The 19,963-nt window shown below is 37.9% G+C and carries 17 protein-coding genes; 9 read left to right on the forward strand and 8 right to left on the reverse strand.

Annotation, left to right across the window (positions count from 1 at the left end):
* Positions 1-233: 233 nt before the first annotated feature.
* Positions 234-1,115: a U32 family peptidase gene (locus H4J76_RS02980; protein WP_182215696.1), complete on the reverse strand. Its 882-nt coding sequence runs from the start codon at positions 1,113-1,115 to the stop codon at positions 234-236.
* A gap of 141 nt (positions 1,116-1,256) precedes the next feature.
* Complete coding sequence (locus tag H4J76_RS02985; protein ID WP_182215694.1) at positions 1,257-2,252, reverse strand: peptidase U32 family protein; 996 nt, start codon at positions 2,250-2,252, stop codon at positions 1,257-1,259.
* 289 nt (positions 2,253-2,541) lie between these two features.
* Between H4J76_RS02985 and H4J76_RS02990 the strand changes: the two genes are divergently transcribed.
* The 5 genes from H4J76_RS02990 (at position 2,542) to H4J76_RS03010 (ending at position 5,236) form a co-directional block, all read left to right on the forward strand.
* A complete protein-coding gene (locus H4J76_RS02990; protein WP_182215692.1) occupies positions 2,542-3,006 on the forward strand; it encodes an SCP2 domain-containing protein in 465 nt (154 codons plus the stop codon).
* Positions 3,007-3,185: 179 nt separating this feature from the next.
* The gene (locus H4J76_RS02995; RefSeq protein WP_182230093.1) at positions 3,186-3,821 is read left to right on the forward strand and encodes a LysE family translocator; all 636 of its coding nucleotides are present in this window, start codon (positions 3,186-3,188) and stop codon (positions 3,819-3,821) included.
* 24 nt (positions 3,822-3,845) lie between these two features.
* Positions 3,846-4,154, forward strand: coding sequence for a DUF962 domain-containing protein (locus H4J76_RS03000; RefSeq protein WP_182215688.1), 309 nt, complete (start codon positions 3,846-3,848; stop codon positions 4,152-4,154).
* A 406-nt stretch (positions 4,155-4,560) separates the two neighbouring features.
* The gene (locus tag H4J76_RS03005) at positions 4,561-5,019 is read left to right on the forward strand and encodes a hypothetical protein (RefSeq protein ID WP_182230094.1); all 459 of its coding nucleotides are present in this window, start codon (positions 4,561-4,563) and stop codon (positions 5,017-5,019) included.
* A gap of 1 nt (position 5,020) precedes the next feature.
* Complete coding sequence (locus H4J76_RS03010; RefSeq protein WP_182221563.1) at positions 5,021-5,236, forward strand: helix-turn-helix transcriptional regulator; 216 nt, start codon at positions 5,021-5,023, stop codon at positions 5,234-5,236.
* A 25-nt stretch (positions 5,237-5,261) separates the two neighbouring features.
* Here H4J76_RS03010 and H4J76_RS03015 read toward each other — a convergent pair whose 3' ends face one another.
* Complete coding sequence (locus H4J76_RS03015) at positions 5,262-8,129, reverse strand: response regulator (RefSeq protein WP_182230095.1); 2,868 nt, start codon at positions 8,127-8,129, stop codon at positions 5,262-5,264.
* A 99-nt stretch (positions 8,130-8,228) separates the two neighbouring features.
* Complete coding sequence (locus H4J76_RS03020; protein WP_182230096.1) at positions 8,229-9,062, reverse strand: ion transporter; 834 nt, start codon at positions 9,060-9,062, stop codon at positions 8,229-8,231.
* Positions 9,063-9,400: 338 nt separating this feature from the next.
* Between H4J76_RS03020 and H4J76_RS03025 the strand changes: the two genes are divergently transcribed.
* Positions 9,401-10,738, forward strand: coding sequence for a sodium-dependent transporter (locus H4J76_RS03025; RefSeq protein WP_182215680.1), 1,338 nt, complete (start codon positions 9,401-9,403; stop codon positions 10,736-10,738).
* Positions 10,739-10,986: 248 nt separating this feature from the next.
* Here the strand turns inward: H4J76_RS03025 and H4J76_RS03030 are convergent, their stop codons facing one another.
* From H4J76_RS03030 to H4J76_RS03045, 4 genes are all read right to left on the reverse strand, one after another.
* Positions 10,987-12,186 (reverse strand): diguanylate cyclase, encoded by a 1,200-nt coding sequence (locus H4J76_RS03030; protein WP_182230097.1) that lies wholly within the window; start codon positions 12,184-12,186, stop codon positions 10,987-10,989.
* A gap of 50 nt (positions 12,187-12,236) precedes the next feature.
* Positions 12,237-13,589: a DNA recombination protein RmuC gene (locus H4J76_RS03035; protein ID WP_259366327.1), complete on the reverse strand. Its 1,353-nt coding sequence runs from the start codon at positions 13,587-13,589 to the stop codon at positions 12,237-12,239.
* A gap of 225 nt (positions 13,590-13,814) precedes the next feature.
* A complete protein-coding gene (locus H4J76_RS03040; protein WP_070374026.1) occupies positions 13,815-14,033 on the reverse strand; it encodes a TIGR02922 family protein in 219 nt (72 codons plus the stop codon).
* Between the two features lie 129 nt (positions 14,034-14,162).
* Complete coding sequence (locus H4J76_RS03045) at positions 14,163-15,686, reverse strand: fumarate hydratase (protein WP_182215677.1); 1,524 nt, start codon at positions 15,684-15,686, stop codon at positions 14,163-14,165.
* A gap of 169 nt (positions 15,687-15,855) precedes the next feature.
* Between H4J76_RS03045 and pabB the strand changes: the two genes are divergently transcribed.
* The 3 genes from pabB (at position 15,856) to H4J76_RS03060 (ending at position 19,410) form a co-directional block, all read left to right on the forward strand.
* On the forward strand, positions 15,856-17,277 hold the full coding sequence (gene pabB / locus H4J76_RS03050; RefSeq protein ID WP_182230098.1) for an aminodeoxychorismate synthase component I: 1,422 nt from the start codon (positions 15,856-15,858) through the stop codon (positions 17,275-17,277).
* Between the two features lie 39 nt (positions 17,278-17,316).
* Positions 17,317-17,886 carry a CoA pyrophosphatase gene (locus H4J76_RS03055; RefSeq protein ID WP_182215674.1) on the forward strand — a complete coding sequence of 190 codons (570 nt, stop codon included), beginning with the start codon at positions 17,317-17,319 and terminating at the stop codon, positions 17,884-17,886.
* 132 nt (positions 17,887-18,018) lie between these two features.
* On the forward strand, positions 18,019-19,410 hold the full coding sequence (locus H4J76_RS03060) for an L-serine ammonia-lyase (RefSeq protein WP_182215672.1): 1,392 nt from the start codon (positions 18,019-18,021) through the stop codon (positions 19,408-19,410).
* Positions 19,411-19,963 lie beyond the last annotated feature (553 nt).

Consider the following 19,963-nt stretch of genomic DNA (forward strand, 5'->3'; position numbering starts at 1 on the left):
GTCAGTGTTTAGTCATTATAAGTATCGCTATTATCCTTCATAGTCAGTAAGAATCAACAAAGAAAAATAAAAAGCCAGTAAGCGAAATCAATTTAACCAATTTTAAAAAGCACTTGTCAGGTTAATAAATCAATATTGCTTTTTTATAAGCTTAAAAAGTGAGCTCAACTCATTAAACACTTACCCTTTTTTATCAGTATTGAAAGTTACGATTTACAGCATAAGATCAGATATCATGCTAACGACATGCCTGCAATTTTATGCCAGTAACCATTACATTCTTCAACACCATTTAGTGGATAATGTTTAGCTTGATTAAGCTGTTCTCTAAAGGTAGATATTTTAGTAAAGGCGTTCACACTGTCTGCACTTATACGGACAATATCGACGCCTATTTCCGCCATATTCGGTACTTCATTTATTAAGTTATATTGATAGCCCGACATTGTCTGTATGCCATTTAGTACAAAAACACGTTCACCTTCACGACTGTTCATTTTCCTGCCTAATGGGTATTTAATACAACAGAGCTCGCAATTGTCTTTAGCTTTGTCTTCAGAACGAGCGGTAAAACAACGAGCAGAATAAGCCAATGGCATATAACCCCAAGCAAAGACTTCACACTCAAATTGTGAACGAACATTATCTTCCTCTGCCTGTAGTAATAATGTTTTTAGCCAATCACCTGATAACTCAACAGGCATAACCCAACGACTCATCCCTTGCTTAATTAAGACTTTCAATGTTGATAAGTTATAACAATTGATTGCTGGACCCACAACAAATGGCATTTTCAACTGATGCATAATTTGTACAGCGCTAAGGTCATTCGCTTCAATAAGCAGGTCGCCATTATCACAAAGTTTTCGCATGGTTTGGATTTCAGCAGGTGATTCAAGTAGGGTCATGGTTGATAGAACGATTTCTTTATCAAGGTCACACGCCAAGTCTTTTGCTAAGCCAATCCAATCTTTAGCACGCAACTGGCGGCGTTTAGAACAGACTGTTTCACCTAAATAAATAATATCCGCTGCGCTATCTTTAGCTTGTTGATAATAAGTTTCAACTTCAGCTTTGGGCCAAAAAAACTGACTAGGTCCAAGAGAAAATTTCATAGTATTTCCAATTTTTATTATGCTGTTTAAAATAAGGCTATCGTGCAAAGTAAGTTCGTTTAACTGCCGTCATTAATGCCTATGCAAATAATGGCAAGCTACGAGCATGGATAAACAAATATTTAGCGCTAAGCGCTTACCTTATTGCCATTTACGATGGTAAGCGCCAAGTGTCGTCTGCGTGCCTTCTGAAAGGTTCGCTAAGGTGTTCATCCACGCACCTTCAACGGCAAAATTGTCTGGGTTTTGTTTAAATCGGTCAATGGCACTACGCCATGTTTTAGTAACCTGTTCAACATATGCAGGGCTTCGCTGTCGTCCTTCAATTTTAACTGAAGCGATCCCCATTTTACTGAGATCAGGAATAAGCGCTAAAGTGTTCAAACTGGTTGGCTCTTCAAGCGCATGATAAATATTATTATCAACCTCAAAACGTCCTTTACACAATGTTGGATATCCTGCTTTTTCATTGGGTTGATAACGGTCTATTAGCACACCATTTAAACGACTCTCTAAACCTTTTGTTGTTTCTTGCCAGCGAACATATTTTGCTGGTGAGCAAGCGCCCGCAGTATTTGGTGACTCACCCGTCATATAAGAAGACAAATAGCAGCGCCCTTCCGACATAATACATAAGCTACCAAAAGCAAAGACTTCAAGCTTTACCGGGCTTATTTTTGCTAATTGTCTAACTTGCCCAATCGAGAGTACGCGTGGCAAGACCACGCGTTCAACGGCGAAGTTATTGGCAAAAAAGTTTATTGCTTCAATGTTAGTGGTTGAGGCTTGCACAGAAACATGACGTTCAACATCAGGGTACTTATTCGCAGCATAATCAAGCACGCCCAAATCGGCGATAATCAAAGCATCCGTTCCAATAGCCACGGCGTTATCAACAGCTTTTCGCCATCGATGTTCACCGCCAGCATGAGCAAAAGTATTGATGGCAACGTGTAATTTTTTACCATGACGATGTACATAATCAGCAGCTTTTTCAAGCTTGCCATCATTAAAGTTTAATCCAGCAAAATGACGGGCATTGGTATCATCTTTCATCCCAATATAAACGGCATCAGCGCCATTATCTATGGCAGTTTTAAGTGCAGGCAGGTTACCTGCTGGGCATAAGAGTTCCATAAGGTAGACAATATAATTAATAAGAATAAATGTACGCGAAGTGTAGCGCTAAAAAATTTGTACTTTTTTGACCTGAAATAACTTCTTTGTTTTTAATGCTGTTTGATAATATTTGTCCCTAAACTTGATCTACCCCCAAATAATAAATAAACAATTAGGTAAACTTCTCTTATGACTCCTTTTAAATGTTGCCTCAATTTTGCTTAATATTACTGAATGTTCAAACTTACTTAGCGCTGTAAATATTAAAAGAATCCCGCTAGCCTTTAGGGCTACTGTAGTTACTTTAGTGCCTAAAATATTAAAACCAACGTTAAGTGTCGTACCTTACAGCCTTCAAAAAAAGTTATTGTTGACCGCACTACAATCGGTATTTAAAGAAGCCTTAGCCGACAATGACTTTGCGTTTTTAGAAGATAAATGGCTACATATTTCAGTAACCGACTTGGCATTAAATTGGTTACTCAGCTGTAACAATGGTCAATTAATTATGACCGAAGATAACCAAAGACAAACAGCTGACGTAAGCTTTTCAGCCAGTAGTGATGACTTACTATTAATTGCTGGGCGTAAAGAGGATCCCGATACCTTATTCTTTCAACGACGATTAAAAATTGTCGGTGACACTGAGCTAGGGCTTGAAATAAAAAATTTGATTGATGCGCTTGATCTTGAACATTTGCCCAGTATCGTTCATAACGTGGTTAACCGCCTTGCTATTATTGTCCAACAGACAAACAATAAAGTGATTTAATATAAAGACAAAAACATCACGTCAATGCCGAATACTCAAATACAGATCCAAGAGTAACTTTAAAGATACGGGTAAGTTTTTTCAGAAACTAAATAAACCTTAGTTACTCGGCAATTCATTACTTGCTGAACACGTCAAAGAACATTAAAGTTTCACTAATCATATCAATGAGAAACACTATGGAACTTTTACAAGGTTTACTGTTAATTAGTTCAATTCATTTATTAGCTGCCGCTTCACCTGGGCCTGATTTTGTTTTGGTGTCTCAACAAACACTAAGCCATGGCAAAAAAGCCGGTTTTATGTGCAGTATTGGCATTGCACTCGGTTTATCGATACACATAATTTATTCTGCTTTAGGCTTAGCTGCTGTTATCGCTAACTCAGCAACAACGCTATGGGTAATTAAGATCTTGGGGGGCTGTTACTTATTATATTTAGGTATTCAGGGACTCCGTGCAAAAGCCTCGACACAAATCAGTAACAAAGCGGATTCAAAACCCTCGATGAAACGTTCATCCCTCAAAAATATCGGTGTTGGTTTTCTATGTAATGCTTTAAACCCAAAAGCACCGATTTATTTTGTCGCGCTTTTTACCGTGGTACTTTCTCCTGATTTACCGTTATTACACTTAGTTATTTATGGACTTTGGATGATGACTATTCAACTCGCTTGGTTTTCGTCTGTGGTCGTTTTGCTATCTCAGCCAATAATAAACGAAAAATTTCAACGTTTGGGTCATTGGATAGACCGAATTTTAGGCGGAGCAATGATACTTATTGGCTTAAAAATATTGACCAGTAAAATTAATTAACATCACTGACGAGAGGAATAACTGATGGCGGTAAAAAAATACCAGACCTTTAGCGAGTTTTATCCATTTTATTTAAGCCAACACCAAAATATTATCTGTCGACGCTTACATTTTATCGGTTCGTCGTTAATAATATTACTGATTATTTATTGTATTAGCTATGCGCTATGGCAAGGCTTATGGTTTATTCCCGTGATAGGTTATGGATTTGCTTGGCTGGGACATGTTTTCTTTGAAAAAAACAAACCTGCCACATTTACCTATCCTTTCTATAGTTTACTCGGCGACTGGGTGATGTTTAAGGATATGTTGACAAGAAAAATTAAATTTTAACTGAATTAAGGCATAACGATAAACACTTGCATTCAAAAAATGCGATAACAAAACCTTAACAATCAGTTAAAACAGCGATCTAGCTATTTTAACTTTAATGTTTACTCCATATTAACCAAGAGTGAAATAGCCAATAACACTAATAACCTGCCTTTTATCGATATTGAACGAGAAGGCAGAAAGTTTTTTGAATGCACTTTATTATATCGCTAACTACCCTATATAATTATCAAAAAATTAAATTAAGATCCGCTAAGATCATTGCTGCCCTTCTCTGTATATAACAAAATGTAAAAAAAACCAATCATGATGTACAAAATATTTGACACTGAGTATGTTAAGTCTTATGCTAACTCATGTCAAATATAGTAGACACAGTGTCAAAATTATCAACCTAGGAAAGCTCATGTCTTACAGAGAAACCAGTATTTTAGTATCACTTTTAATTACCCTCGGTATTTGGAGCAATTATGCATTGGGTGTCGTCAATTTATATCAGCGGCAATTATTCTCGGTAGAGGCTATGTATGGTTTATTGTTTACTGCAGTAATTTATACGATTTTTTTAGAAGTTGTTTTACAAACTATTCTCGCTATTTTTAAGTATAGAGAAGCAAATGATAAAAGTGATGAGCGTGATAAAATAATTTCAAGGCGGGCAAACTCATATGCTTATAAGATATTGTCCTTGGGTGTTTTCTGTGTGACCTTCTATATTCTATTCCCCGCACTATCAAAGTTTACTTTTTCAATGCCTGGTTTAGCTAAAGAGTATGAAGTTATGCATTTAATTATTGCCTTTTCTTTGCTTGCCGAAATTGTTTGTTCGTCAGTTAAATTAGTTTCTTATCGTCGAGGCTATTAATATGGCTAAAGTTATTACCAATAACATTAGAAAATTGCGCTTTGAACATCAAGAAATGACTCAGCAAAAACTTGCTGATAGCGTTTCAGTCTCTAGGCAAACCATAGTAGCCATTGAAAAAGGAAAATATTCTCCCTCTTTAGAAGTTGCTTTTAAAATTGCAGATATATTTGAACAACCGATAAACCAAGTGTTTATATATCAAGAGCAGCGTTAGCGGATGAAGACTAAGTGGAATAATCTTACCAAAGCACTTGGTCTATTTCATTAAGTAGGTTTTGCGCCGCTTCACTGATCAGCTGAGAAGAGCCAGTTTTAATATGTTTTTCTAATTTTATCGCACTCACTGAAACCAGTGAAAAACCAAACATTTGTGCGGCGCCAGCAATACGATGAGCCAATTCAGCAAGCTTCTCTAATTCATTATTTTTAATATGAAGAATGATATCTTGCTGCTCTAACACTAAATTCGATTTAAATTCTGTCACTAAATCGGACATATCTACGCTTGAAATGGCTTGTTCAGCTGCGCTTTCATCCATTTGTTCACCAAAATATTTAGCTATGGTCGCAATAAATAATTTTCGCTCAATAGGCTTTTTTAAATGTCCATCGAAACCAAGCGCTAAATATTTGTCGACTTCATGAGACATGGCATTGGCAGTTAATGCGACTATTGGGCTAGCGCATCCTTTTTGTCGCAATACTTTAAAAGCCTCAATACCATCCATTTCTGGCATTTGTATATCCATAAGAATGAGTTTAGGTTTGTTTTTTAAACAAAGCTCAACTGCTTCTCGACCATTTTTAGCTGACAATACCTCTAAGCCTAGCGATGTTAATAAACGAGCGATTAACCGGCGATTATCATCATGGTCATCGGCCAGTAATACTTGCCCTTCAAACTTAATATCACTAGCATCTGCAGTGAATGCAGAGGCGATAATTTTAGTGGGAGGAAACTTGGCTAATTGAATCGATTCGAGTTGCTTGCAAGGTAAGACTAAAGTAAAAATACTGCCCTTATTTAGCGTACTGATAACGGTGATTTTTCCTGACATTAATTTGGCCAATTGCTCTGATAGACATAGACCTAAACCTGATCCACCAAATCGTCGGCTAATGCTGCTGTCGCCTTGAGTAAAGCTGCTAAAGACTTCCTGCAATTGTGTTTCACTCATACCAATACCGGTATCGCTAACCGCAATAGTTAACGCGGCGTTTTTGACCGATATATCAAGAGTAACTGAGCCTTTACTGGTAAATTTAATGGCATTGGAGCATAAGTTAATTAAGATTTGTTTTAAGCGAAAGCCATCAATGGTCAGCATAAACTTGTTTGGCAAGGTGTGTACTATCTGAAATTGTAATCCTTTGACTGTCGCTGATTTAATAAAAATATTAGCAATGTCATGCAAAATAACGTGTAAGTCTTGCTCGACAAGTTCTAACTCTAACTTATTGGCCTCAACGCGACTTAAATCTAAAATATTATTAATAAGCTCTAATAAATGCAAACTATTACCGTGAATTATTTTAACTTCTTTTTGCAGGTAACTTTCATCAACATCACCATTTATTATTGCCTCTGCTTGGCCAATAATTGACGTTAAAGGGGTTCTTATTTCATGGCTCATATTGGCAAGAAATTGACTTTTAATGGCATTAGCTTTGACCAACTCGCTGGTTAGAAGTTCTAACTCTTGAGTGCGGTTTTTAACTCGCTCAGATAACTTTAATTTAGCGCGTTTTTCAACATTTCGGTTGAAAATAAATAAGGCCAAAACAATGATAAAACAAGCAGCCACTAAGCTAAAATTACGTTGTTGATTGGCTTGCTCTGTCTCTAATGCCTGAAGTTGCTCATTTTGCTTGAGCTGGCTAACTTCTTGTCTTAATTTGTTAGATTCAAAGTCTGACAATTGACTATTGAGCTGATTGTTCGCTATTCTTCTTGTTCTTTTAATATATTTTTGATGTGTTTCAAAGGCCGCACTTTGCTTGTTTTGTGCCGAATAAATCAACGCCAGCAGCGCCATATTATTCGTCATTTGTTCTTCATGACCAGATTTTTTAGCTATTTCATCAGAGAGCTGTAAGCTTTCATAGGCTTTTTCAACATAGCCCAACGAAAACTCTGCTTGCGCTAGACTATACAAGCCACCCGCATAAGCGGTGTTATGATTTGAAGCTTTAGCCAAATTTATCGCTTGTGTTGCATACTTAATTGCATTTATTGGCTGGTTCATCATATTATAAAGACCGGCAATATTATGACTAAAAGCCGCTAAATAATAGTCGTTATTAGATTGTTCAAAATACGCTATTGCCTGTAACAGCAATTTAAGAGATTGCTGATACTCTCCTGAATATTTATAAACAGTGCCCAATTCTCCCTTGGCTTTAGCTAAGGTGAGCTTGTCATCGACAAAAGCAAGCTGTGCAATAATATCGAGATAGAGTTCAATCGCGATATCGTATCTTTTTAAAATTAAATATAAACCGGCAATGTTATAACGCACATCTATTTTATCTTGCTCACTACCCAATTTATTGTAGATACTTTCGGCTAGTTGAAAATTGACTAAGGTTTTACTGGTATTACCCAGATCAATATAAGCCAAGGCAATATTATTGTATAGCCCAGCCAATGTAAGCGGCTCAGGTGAGTTTATATAATAACTTAATGCGGCTTGAGAAGCGGCTACAGACTCTGGATTATCACCAATTAAATAGTGATATATACCGATCATTTTATTAGCATCTGCCGCTATTTTTTTAAAGTTATTTTCAGTGGCAATTAATTGTATTCGTTGAGCGCTAGCTAATCCTAATCGAAGCTCGGTTAACTGATAGTAACGTTTTTGTTGAATATCTAAGATGTCAATTATTTGCTTGGGAATTAAAGCTGAGCGCGTTAATAATAATATTGAGTAATCAACCGCTTGCTGGTCATCTTCAATTTTTTTAAGAATTTCAATTTCTTGTGATATCTTTTGCTCATCACTGGGCAGGGTATTTTGATCCGCGGCAAGCGTCGCAGACGAAAAAAATGAAGCTTGAACAATAATAACGATAAAAAAGTACACAATTCGCTTGAAAGCAATCATTAAGAATAACCAAAACACTTGAATTAAATATGATTTTTATTTTATACCATCTTATTTAATTAAATCCCACAAGTGTTCGGTTATCTATAAAAATTAATCTCAGCGATGGTTGAGTTTTTCTTTGAGTAAAGTCTTAATTTCGGCAAGCTCACGCTCAAGGTTTTCAATTTGTGCTCGGCTAGCCGGCTCTCCACCTTCACCTGATTCGCCATGTTGTTCGGCGCGATAAATTTCATTTTCTTTGCCCATAACTTCTAGAATAGTACCGACCATCATGTTTAAAAAGATAAAAGCCGTTAAGAAAATAAAGGTCAGGTAAAAAATCCAGCTAAGCGGATAAATCGCCATCGTTTCATACATCACATCGGTCCAATCTTCAAAAGTGGCTATACGAAAAAGGGTCAACATCGATATTGAAACATCGCCCCAAAGCTCTTTATTAATATTATTAAAAACCATACTGCCAACTGCAGCATAAATATAAAAAATAACAAACATGAGTAAGGCGATATAGCCCATACGAGGAATAGCTTTGAGCAGCGAATTAATCAGCAGGCGTAATTCAGGTACCATAGAAACTAGACGTAACACCCGAAACACTCTCAACAGCCGTGCTAATAAGACACCTGAGCCACCTGTTGGTATTAAACTACCAATAACAATTAAGGTATCAAAAATATTCCAACCACTTTTGAAGAAATTCTTTTTATCTTGAAAAGCCATAAAACGTATTGATAATTCGATGACAAAAAATACCGTGATAACACTGTCTAAAAAAACCAATATTCTTAATGCTTGCGGGGGCAAGTTATGGGTTTTTGCGCCAATAAGTAATGCTGACATAATAATAACGGCAATAATTGACCATTGAAAAAACGGGCTAGCGTCAATTTTTTTTAGCCGTTCTTGGATACGCACCACATAGGAATTCATAAATAAAGTTCTCTCAAAATAACATTCAACCGTGTTAACGCCGACAAACGGGTTATTACAACGTTCTTATTAAAATAAACGTAGCTTCGGGGGATAATGTCCAAGCTTATCTTGATAACTTTAACAACACCCACACTTTTCATACGTATTTATAATGACATTAATTTAACTTCAACCTATATAGGGGTAATATTTTTGAAAGCAAGTTTATCAGCCATTAGTTGCTAGGTTTACAGTGTTTATATTTTATCAGAAACAAATTTTTAAAAAACCGTTGCTATATGATCTGAACTCGGTAAGCTCATCACCAAATAAAAATAATTTGCATTCAATACTATATGACACACACTAGAGATTCTTTTCATTCCCGTATCGGGTTTGTCTTGGCCGCTGCAGGATCAGCCATTGGTTTAGGCAATATTTGGGGATTTCCAACCCAAGCCGCTAATAATGGCGGTGGTGCTTTTTTATTCGTCTATTTACTCGTGACACTTTTACTCGCCCTCCCCGCTTTGTATGCAGAAATATATATTGGTAACCAGGCGCAAAAAAATCCGGTAGCCGCATTAAAAGAGGCCTGTAAAGACACTTGGCCCAATGTAGGTAAGTATGCCGGCATAATAGGCCTATGTGGCGCTATAATGATGTTAAGCTTTTACACTATCGTCGCTGGTTGGATGTTAGCGCATGCTCTATCAGCATTTACTGAGCTGTTAGGCCTAACTAATATTTCACAGTGGTTAGCCACATCAAGCACCGAACGTAATTTATTATTTACGCCACTTTTTATCTTACTCGGCGCCGCCATTATACATCAGGGCGTTAATGCCGGCATTGAAAAATGGTCAGGGCGTTTAATGCCGTTATTGTTAGTGATGCTAATTGGTTTAATCATTTATATTTTACGCCAACCCGGTGCAGAAAAAGGCTTAGCGTTATATTTAATTCCTGACTTTTCACAGGTGACTAACCCTAAACTCATCATATCAGCAATGGGACAAGCCTTCTTTTCATTGTCTATTGGCGTAGGCGGTATGATGGTGTACGGCTCGTACATGCAAAAAGGTAAAGATATCGGTAAATTAGCCATTTCTATCACCGCACTTGATACTTTTATCGCTTTTATGGCCGGTCTGTTAATCATACCGGCACTTTTTGTTGCTCAAGAAGCCGGAGTTGAAGTTTTCAGTAATAACGAGTTGATTGGTGAAGGACAGTTAATCTTTAAGATATTACCTGAGCTGTTCAATTCAATGGGTAATGTCGGCTTGATTGTCTCAAGCTGTTTCTTCTTGTTGTTATCCATTGCGGCATTAACTTCAACTATTTCTTCAACTGAAGTACCTGTATCTTATTTAATGGAAGACAAAAGCTTTACTCGTTCAAAAGCGACATGGCTAGTCTCCTTCGTGGTGCTTTGTGCTAGCATGTTGTTAATTGCTTTTTTTGACGAATTATTTGGTTTAGTGATTCGAGCATTAACAACCATATTGCAGCCATTAAGTTGTTTATTCTACTTTATTGTGGTCGGTTGGTTATGGAATAGAGGTAATAAATTACGTGATAAAGCGCTACAAGAAGGCAGGAAGTGGCTACCCATTTGGGGAAATTACCTTCGTTTTGTCTGCCCACTATTGTTAAGTGTGGTTTTTGTTAACGTTGCGATATTAAATTAAGCGTTAATAACTGGCTTACCCAGCATTATTACAGCCTTTTAACATCAGCCCCTGAAGCAAGTTCAGGGGAGCCGGTAATTTGTGCTCGGTGGCGATTAATAATATCACTGGTCACGTTAACGTCAATAAACAATGCAAGGCTTGCTCAATAATGATGCTTTGCATGAGCGTGGTTCACCTTGCTTGTGAACGATGATTTTTGCTGGTCCAGTCTTATACTTGCAAACAATCATCATATTTAGCCCGCTTTAAACACTAACGTTGTTTCGCCCTTTGTTCTTAGCTTTGTATAACGCTTGATCCGCGCACTTTAACGCTTGTTCAAAGCTTTGTTTACTTTCCCGTACTGCAACGCCAATTGAAATAGTGACATTGACCGTTTTAAACTCACTATTTTTACTTACTTTTTTAGCGTTTCGTTGTTGTTTTGTTTTTCTTTGTGGCTGACGAATGACAATTTTATAGGTTTCAATAGCTTGACGTACCGCTTCTAACTCAGTTAAGGCTTGCTCAATAGTTTTACCAGTAAATACGATGGTAAACTCTTCTCCGCCATAGCGAAATGCTTTCCCTCCCCCTTTAACGTTGCCAATTTTTTTTGCCACTAGTTTTAATACTTGGTCGCCAATATCATGGCCATAGGTATCATTAAACTTTTTAAAATGATCAATGTCTAGCATAGCAAGGGTGTAGTTTCGTCCAAGTGATAAGGCTAACTGATTGAGCGCCCGACGCGATGGTAAGCCCGTTAAGTCATCTCGATAGGCAAGAAAATAAGCGTCGACAACAATGACTAACACGAAATACAAACTGAGTAATGCCAGCGTTAAACTTAGCGGTAGCTCAATTAATTGATATTGATAACATAGCCAAAACAGTAAAGAAAGCGCAACCGCTGAAGTCACTAAATCCGCTTTAATCACTGCTCGCCAAACAATAACCATAGTGCATAAAGCTAGTGGTAACTCTAAACGAATAACCTTACTAAAGCCTGCAATATGGGGAAAGGTTTGTACAAAAATGATAATTGGCTCACTCATCGTTAACCAAGCATAACTAATGATAGCCACTAAGGCGATAGCGACTAATCGATAAAGACCATGAATTGAGATGACGCCACGGTCTTTTATCAAAGACAATAAAAGTAAAACACTACAGCCAAATAACGTTAACCAATCCCCCTGCTGCAGTAACCAAGTTGACCAATGCGGTGAAAAAGTAATACTGGCGTAATATAAAAGCCACAATAATGATAAGTAGGCTAACCTGCTACGATTAAAATAACTGGCAAAGACGATCACAACAGCCAAGAACACCACTAATAATTGTTCGACAATCACTACTTGCTTTAGCCAAAAAGCTTGGCTTTTCATCATCAAAAAATAAACTAAAGCAACTGTGCCTAAACTAATAAACAGAGTTTTTAGTCCTTTAATTCTTTGCAACAAGATTAACTCCTTAGATTAAGTTATCGCTAAAGGGTAGAGAAGCAATCAGGTTAAACAACAGGTAGAGCTTGCTCATTATCTATTTTACTGTCTGTACCAGTGGGCTTTTCATCACTTTCATTTTTCAACTCAACCTGTTCAATTTTATCAAAGCGTGACGATATTTTATCTGCAGAGGTATGGATTTGTTTTACGTCACTCGCCGCTTGGTCTATGTGCTTTGCTAAATTGGCAAAACGAGATTTAAAACGACTAAAGTCCTGAGATAAGTGTGAGAGATGCGCTTGAATAACATGTATTTGCTTACGGGTTGCTTCATCTTTTAGTACCGAGCGTGACGTTGTTAATATAGCCATTAACGTGGTTGGCGATGCCAGCCATACTCGTTTTTTATTGGCGTAATCAACTAAATCACCTTGATGTGCATGAATTTCAGCAAAGATAGCTTCTGCAGGAATAAACATAATAGCGCCGTCGGCGGTTTCTTTTTCAATTAAGTATTTAGAACTAATATCGTTAATATGTTTTTTTATGTCGAGTTTAAATTGACGCTCTGCCGATTTTCGATCATGTTCCCCTAATTGGTTATCCAGCATTTTCTTATAGTTTTCTAAAGGGAACTTAGAGTCAATAACGACATTACCGGTTGGCTCAGGTAAAAATAAAATACAATCAGCAATTTTTCCATTTGATAAAGTGTGCTGTAAAGAAAAGTTTTGCTCGGGGATCACGTTGCGAATTAAACTGTTAAGCTGAACTTCGCCAAAAGCCCCCCGCGAACGCTTATCACTTAATACTTCTTGTAAGCTGACGACGTTTGAGGAAAGTTCCGTTATCTTCTTTTGCGCGTCATCAATCAAGGCAAGGCGTTGCAAAATATCATTAAAGGTTTTTGTTGTTTTCTCAAACCCTTCCGCTAAACGTTTCTCTACTTGCCCGCTAATTTCTTTCAAGCGGTTATCGGTAGAGACGGTTAATCCATCAATACGTTTAGCCATTTGCTCACTCGATGCTTGCAATGACTTAGTTAACTCTTCGCGGCTAATGTGCGTCACTCGATTTAGGTGTTCAACAAGTTGATCAACCGATTTTAGCTGATTCTGATTAAAAACGACTTGGTGCTCGTGTAATGCGCGGTGTAACTTTTCACTACTTGCATGTAAACTCGATGACTGCTTCTCACCTTGCTCAGCATGTTGATACAACAGCTTAATTTTAAAGTCAGAGATTTGTTGTTCAAAATAAGTCTTTAACTCAACTTGTTGGTTTGCCAATTGTTGATGATTAAAGCTAGTTTGCTGCTGTTGTTGCTGTTGATATTTATTTGAGACTTCACTATCAACGGTTAATTTTTCAAACAATAGCTGTAACTTTTCATGTTGCAAAGACAACTGTAGTGACATTTTTTTTATTTTAAAAAACACTATAAAGCTGATTAAAAAACACAATACCAATAGAATAACGCTAAACAGCATAAAAATTTCGGTAGGGATTTTCTCTAAAAAAACAAGGAGTTCATCGATAGGCATAAAGTCACATCAGTAACACTGTAAATATTATCAGTATTAAACCATAGAAATATACTCAGGTTAAGTTTATTCTAAGCTTGTTCATTAACAAGTCCATATTTAATAATCATTGATAAGATGAATGCGATCGCCAACTTTATTAAGAATGGTTATTTCTCCATCACACACAGCAACAATCGATTTATCTTCTTTAAATTTTTCCGGAATAATGACCCGCCCACTGGCATTTTCTGCAAATTGTCCAACAAAGTGCATTAACTCAAGTGAATCTTCAATATAATAAATAATAGTAACAGTGCGCAGGTTAGTGTTAGTCATAGTTAATGTTTTCAAAACTTAATTTTAATAATGTTCTTTTAGTATAGACAATATTCTCAACTTATTATCGTCAATAAAAAAGCGCCCTAAGGCGCTTGTTTTAAAATTATTTGCTTACACAAGCATCAATTAATTTTTTGATTTGGCATCTTGCACTTCAATCTTAGCTTTCCAAATAGCAGGACCCGTGACATGAGCCGACTCTCCTTGGCTATCAACAGCTACAGTGACTGGCATATCTTCAACTTCGAATTCGTAAATAGCTTCCATCCCCATATCTTCAAAAGCAACAACTCTTGCTTTTTTAATAGCTTTTGATACTAAGTATGCAGCACCACCGACGGCCATTAGATAAACTGACTTATGGTTTTTGATGGTTTCAACGGTCTCGGCACCACGTTCAGCCTTGCCAATAGTGCCAAGTAACCCTGTTTCAGAGAGCATCATTTCTGTAAATTTATCCATGCGTGTTGCTGTCGTTGGGCCAGCTGGGCCAACTGCTTCATCGCCAATAGCATCGACAGGACCTACGTAGTAAATAAACTTGTCAGTAAAGTCTACTGGTAACTTTTCGCCCTTGGCTAGCATATCTTGAATACGTTTATGGGCAGCATCACGTCCGGTTAAGATAGTCCCGCTCAGTAATACAGTTTCACCGGTTTTCCAGCTACTGATATCGGATTTTTTCAAGGTATCAACATTAACACGACGCACGTTTTCACCGACTTCCCAGGTTATTTCTGGCCAGTCTTCTAATTTTGGTGGTGTTAAGTTAGCCGGACCAGAACCATCTAAGTGAAAATGGACATGACGCGTTGCCGCACAATTGGGTATCATCACCACAGGTTTTGATGCCGCGTGGGTGGGTGCTGACATAATTTTAATGTCTACAACTGTCGTTAAACCGCCGAGACCTTGTGCGCCAATACCTAATTTATTAACACGTTCGAAAATTTCTAGACGCAGTTTTTCTTCGGCTGTTTCAGCACCACGGTCAATAAGGTCTTGAATATCTACCGGTTCCATTAAACTTTCTTTGGCAAGTACCCCTGCTTTTTCTGCTGTTCCGCCGATACCTATGCCTAACATTCCCGGTGGACACCAACCTGCGCCCATTGATGGTAGTGTTTTAACTACCCAGTCAGCGATTGAATCACTAGGATTTAACATCACCATTTTAGATTTGTTTTCACTACCGCCGCCTTTCGCTGCGATCATGATATCGACGCCACCACCGGCAACCATATCAATATGAACAACCGATGGTGTATTATCTTTAGTATTAATACGCGCGCCAGCGGGGTCTTTTACAATAGAAGCGCGCAATGGGTTGTCTGGATTTAAGTAAGCTCTGCGAGTACCTTCATCAACCATTTGCTGAACTGTTAAATCAGTTTTGTCCCACTGAACATCCATACCCACTTTAACAAAGCAAGTCACTATGCCGGTATCTTGACAAATAGGACGCTGGCCATGGGCTGACATTCTAGAATTAATTAAGATCTGAGCAATAGCGTCTTTAGCTGCGCTGCTTTCTTCTTTATGATAGGCTTTTTCAAGCGCTTGAATAAAGTCTAAAGGGTGATAATAAGAAATGTACTGTAATGCATCGGCAATACTTTCAATTAAATCTTGTTGTTTAATGATAGTCATGAGGGTCTCTTTTTATGCAGATCGACAGATGTAGTTCAACGGCATTTACCTACTTACCTGAAATTATAGATAAACTAGGGAAGCTGAAAATGGTTGAAAGTTATAAATTTGCAGATATCATACCCTTCTTGTTAACGAGCTTCCACAATATTATCGAGTAAAACCTGTCATGTTCACTATTTCTGCCCAGCATTTTACTGTAGAAAAATCTATCGATGTAAAAGCTTTATTTTCAGCTTTTAGTCATCAACCTTGGGCGATGTGGCTTGACTCTTGTGGTGAACAACAGTCACCTGCCCACGTTGATAGCAACTTTGATATTCTGGTTTGGCAACCCGAAATTACGCTAACTACTCGCGGCGATCAAACTGAAGTACGGTGGTTAAAAGAGGACAAAAAACAAATCAGTCATCAAAATCCTTTAACGCTGTTAAAAGAAATTCAACAACAATGCTTCAACAACATAACCGTTGCCACCAGCCACTTACCTTTTAATGGCGGCAGTGTCGGTTACTTTTCTTACGATTTAGGTAGACGTTTTGAGAACTTGCCTCATCAAACAACGCAAGATATAGATTTAGCCGACATGTCGATAGGGCTTTATTTTCAGGCATTAATCTTTGATCACCAAGCTCAACAGTTTTGGTTGGTTTGCCCGCAACCACAACGAGAAAGCCTAACAATAGCAATAAATCAGCAGTTAGCTTTGATAAAGAAAGCCACACAAATAAAAGAAAAGTTTTCATTAATAACCGACTGGCAGTCGAATATGAGTAAAGCGCGTTATGATGAAAAATTTAAGCGCATACAAGACTACTTATTGTCTGGAGATTGCTACCAAATTAATTTAGCACAACGCTTTAGTGCCCAGTATCAAGGTGATGAATTCGAAGCTTATTGCGCGTTACGTGATAAAAATAAAGCACCGTTTTCTGCTTTTTTACGTTTTGAAAAAGCCAGTATTCTCAGTATTTCTCCTGAACGATTTTTACAAAAAGCAGGCCGTAAAGTACAAAGTAAGCCGATAAAAGGCACTAAACCACGCAGTGATGATGCCGTCATAGACCAACAAAACTCAGTTGATTTACAGCACTCAGAAAAAGACCGTGCCGAAAACTTAATGATTGTTGATTTACTGAGAAATGATATCAGTAAAGTCTGTATTGCTGGCTCGGTAAAAGTTCCTAAGTTGTTTAATATTGAAAGTTTTCCTGCCGTTCATCACTTAGTCAGCACCGTTGAAGGTGAGTTAGCACAACCTTATCAAGCGACTGATTTATTAGCGGCTTCATTTCCTGGCGGTTCAATTACTGGCGCTCCAAAAATAAGAGCCATGGAAATAATTGATGAATTAGAGCCTCATCAACGAAGTATTTATTGTGGTTCTATTGGTTATATTTCTGCTTGTGGCAATATGGACACTAGCATTACTATACGTACCCTACTGTGCGAAAAAAATAACGCGACCAAAGCGAGTATCATTTATTGCTGGGCCGGTGGTGGCGTAGTAGCTGATTCAAAAGTTGACGCTGAATATCAAGAAACCTTTGATAAAGTAAACAAAATATTACCTGTGTTATCAGCGCTTTAACTTATTGTAGTTTTGGCTTTCGCCATTGATGGATTTATAATGAACAAGCATGATTTTTTACAAAACTTTCAATTTTCAACACTTGATGTTTCCCTCCATCAATACCAGCACCTTGGCGCACTAAAACCTGCAGCCGTGTTAATCGCGCTAATAGAAGAGAATAAACAACTCTCTGTTGTGTTAACAAAACGTGCTAGTCATTTAAAACATCATCCTGGGCAAATCAGTTTTCCCGGTGGAAAAATGGAAGACTTTGATACAAGCTTTATTAGCACCGCCATAAGAGAAGCTGAAGAAGAGATTGGTTTAAATAGTAACAACATTAATATTGTTGGCCAATTACTTCCTTATGAAACAATCAGTGGTTATGTGGTTACGCCCATCATTGCTTTTATTGATAAAAAACAAAATTATGTGATCGATAAAAATGAAGTTGCTGAAATATTTCAGGTGCCATTACAACATTTTCTAGATTTTAATAATCACTACATGGTGACCATTGAGCGTCATCGCAAACCCTTTTCAATTCACTTTATGCCTTTCGAACACCATAATATATGGGGCGCAACCGCGGTAATGCTGAAAGATTTGGCCATTCAATTATCTTGAACCTTTAGGTTTTTAATTAATATCAACTATAATTAAACTATTATTGTTTTTCATGGTGGTAGCTTTCAGTTACAATTACCGAAGATAATTCCATCTTTTGATAATTTTATCAAAATAAATTCAGGTTTTAGTATGATTAGTGTATTTGATATGTTTTCTATTGGCATTGGCCCGTCAAGCTCTCACACTGTAGGTCCAATGAAAGCAGCGAAATTGTTTGTTGAACAACTTAAAGATGAGCATAAATTAACCCAAACAACGCGGGTAAAATGTGAACTTTTTGGTTCGTTAGGGCAAACAGGTATTGGCCATGGTACCGGCAAAGCGGTAATTTTAGGTCTGTCTGGCGAAAATCCGGATACGATTGCCGTCGACGCTATTGATTCAATTCTAGAAGCCGTAGTGGCTAGTCAAAAAATTTCGCTTAATGGCGAGCACTTAGTATCATTCCCTAAAAATGATGCAATTATTTATCATCGCCGTAAAACGTTACCTGCTCATTCAAATGCCATGACTATTTTTGCCTTTGAAGATATCCCAGGAAAAGAAAGTACGTTATTACTAGAGCAAACATATTATTCAATCGGTGGCGGCTTTATTGTTAACGCCCGCGACTTTGAAAAAGAAAAAGATAAAGCATTATCTCTGCACAACAATATCAAACGTCCTCATTATTTCTCATCAGCGACTGAGCTTATCAACGAAGCTAATGAGAAAAATCTCAGGATCAGTACCATCATGATGAATAATGAGAAGTGCTTAGCCGATGAAGCCACGGTTAGGGCTAAACTAGTTAATATCTGGCAAGCAATGAAAGATTGTGTTGACCGTGGTATTAAAACAGAAGGTATTTTACCCGGTGGCTTAAAAGTTGCGCGCAGAGCCCCTGCCCTTTATAAAGCATTATCAGTTGAAAATAACAACGATCCGCTTATAGCGATGGACTGGGTTAACTTATTTGCTCTTGCAGTTAATGAAGAAAATGCCGCAGGTAGTCGTGTTGTAACGGCGCCAACCAATGGTGCAGCCGGTATTATACCTGCCGTATTATGCTACTACGATAAGTTTGTTAGACCTGTTGATGAAGATACCTGTGTACGCTATTTATTAACTGCCGCAGCCATTGGTATTTTATATAAAACTAACGCGTCAATTTCTGGTGCTGAAGTGGGCTGTCAAGGTGAGGTTGGCGTAGCTTGTTCTATGGCAGCTGGCGCATTAACTGAAATTATGGGTGGTTCGCCAAGTAAAGTAGAAAACGCGGCAGAAATCGGTATGGAGCACAATTTAGGATTAACCTGTGACCCTGTTGGTGGCTTAGTTCAAGTTCCTTGTATCGAACGTAACGCTATGGGCTCGGTAAAAGCGATCAACGCATCGCGTTTAGCTTTACGCGGCACCGGTAATCAAAAAGTCCCGCTGGATAAAGTGATTAAAACCATGTGGGAAACCGGCAACGATATGAAAACCAAATATAAAGAAACTTCTCGTGGCGGCTTAGCGGTCAACATTACTGAATGTTAAGACGTTTTTAATCCCAAAGCTGCAACGGACAAAGGGTTAATGGCTGAACATTTGTCGTTCCTTGCTATCGCCGTGCAGCGAAACACTTATGCTTTGAAATACAGGATGTCTGAGAAAGGCCATCCTGAACATTCGTCGTTCCTTGCCATACTTTACATAATTGCCACCACGACATACCCTTCATCCTGAACATTCGTCGTTCCTTGCCATACTTTACATAATTGCCACCACGACATACCCTTCGTCCTGAACATTCGTCGTTCCTTGCCATACTTTACATAATTGGCATCACGACATCCCCTTCATCCTGAACATTCGTTGTTCCTTGCCATACTTTGCATAATTGGCATCACGACATCCCCTTCATCCTGAACATTCGTCGTTCCTTGCCATACTTGCCATAATTACCATAATTGCCACCACGACATACCCTTCATCCTGAACATTCGTCGTTCCTTGCCATCCATGGCATCAGGACATACCGTTCATCCTGAACATAAAAAAGCGACTGATATCAGTCGCTTTTATGTGTTTATTGATTTATATCGCAGCT

It is taken from the genome of Colwellia sp. BRX9-1 (assembly GCF_014077195.1).
In the GTDB taxonomy this organism is placed as follows: domain Bacteria; phylum Pseudomonadota; class Gammaproteobacteria; order Enterobacterales; family Alteromonadaceae; genus Colwellia_A.